Annotated in this window: 1 protein-coding gene; it reads left to right on the top strand. The window is 52.5% G+C overall.

All coding sequences use genetic code 11. The annotated features are described in order from the left end of the window. Positions 1 to 40 precede the first annotated feature (40 nt). On the top strand, positions 41 to 1,432 hold the full coding sequence (locus LRP54_RS08325) for an IS3 family transposase (protein ID WP_331274814.1): 1,392 nt from the start codon (positions 41 to 43) through the stop codon (positions 1,430 to 1,432). The last annotated feature ends 20 nt before the right edge of the window (positions 1,433 to 1,452 follow it).

Raw genomic sequence — 1,452 nt, 5'->3', positions numbered from 1 at the left:
GGGGGTTCGGACAGTTTCTTGGAGTTTTTAGGAGACTGTGATGAAGGTTGTTTATACGTCTGAGCAGCGTCGTGTTGCTATCGCGACGTATCGGAAAGTGCATTCGTATTCGAAGACGTGTCGTGCTCTTGGTTATCCCAGCCGGCATACGTTGATGGTGTGGGTCAAGGAGTACGGGCTTGGTCGTAGGCGCCCGAAGAGGCGTAAACCGCCTCGCAGGTATTCGTGGGAGCTCAAACTTGAAGCGGTTGAGCGTATGGAGAGTGGTGAGTGTGTTGATGATATCGCTCGAGATCTTCGCATTGACGTGCCACCATTGCTGTATCAATGGGCGAGGAACTGGGCGAAGGAGGGAAGGTGGGGACTGATGACACGCCAGGAACGTAAGAGGGCTTTTGCTACTCGGGGGCAGCTTGAGGGATCCCTGCCTGATGATCCAGAGGAGTTGCGGGCTTTGGCGGCGCGGCTGCTGGTGGAGAAGGCTGTACTCGAGAAAGAAATTGAATTTTTGGGAAAAGATCCGGGCAGCATTCCTGGACAACTGCCGAACAAGACTAAAGCGCGTATTGTTGAACACTTGCGCCAAGAGTACCCGTTGACTGTGCTGCTTGAGGTGATCGGGTTGAAAGAGTCAACGTACTACTATTGCCGCAACGTTGCTGCGGGTGTTGATAAATACTCCACGTTGCGAGGGCTGATTCAAGCGATTGCCGTGGAGAATCGTTTCATTTACGGCTCGCAGCGTATCTGGATCGCGTTGCGTCAGCTGGGACACAAAGTTTCTGAGAAGGTCGTTCGGCGTTTGATGAAAGAAGAACGGGTGCCGGTGTACTACGCGAAAAAGAAGCGTCGGTATTCTTCGTATGAAGGCGAAGTGAGCCCCGCCCCTGACAACCGTATCAAGCGTGATTTCCATGCTGAGAAGCCAAATCAGAAATGGCTCACTGATGTTTCGGAGTTTCCAGGACCGGACGGAAAAGTCTATTTCAGCCCGATCATGGATTGCTACGATGGCTATATCGTTGCCTACCGGCGTCAACGCACTGCTGACAAAACACTCACGCAAGGAACGCTTGAGGACGCTATCGCTACCCTGCCTCAGGTTGACTATACTGATGAACGACCGATCCTGCACTCAGACCGTGGAGGGCACTACCGGTGCAAAGACTGGATCGCCCGGGCTGACCAGGCCGGGATTCGCCGCTCGATGAGCAAGAAAGGATGTAGTCCGGACAATGCTCGCTGCGAGGGATTCTTTGGAACAATGAAAAATGAAATTTTTTACGGTCGTCACTGGAAAACGGTCACCGAAATTGAAGAAGCTATCGACTGGTACGTCGATTGGTACAACAACACGAGAATCAAAACCGAACTCGGCGGGCTAACAATCCGGGCCTACCGCGCAAAAACGTTAACCACAAAAACCCTCTAAAAAAACGTCCGCAGCCCCTT

The sequence above is a fragment of the Schaalia sp. lx-100 genome, from assembly GCF_021083625.1.
Taxonomy (GTDB): Bacteria; Actinomycetota; Actinomycetes; order Actinomycetales; family Actinomycetaceae; genus Pauljensenia.
Note: the sequence above shows the minus strand (reverse complement) of the source record. Positions and strands in the feature narration are given on the sequence as shown.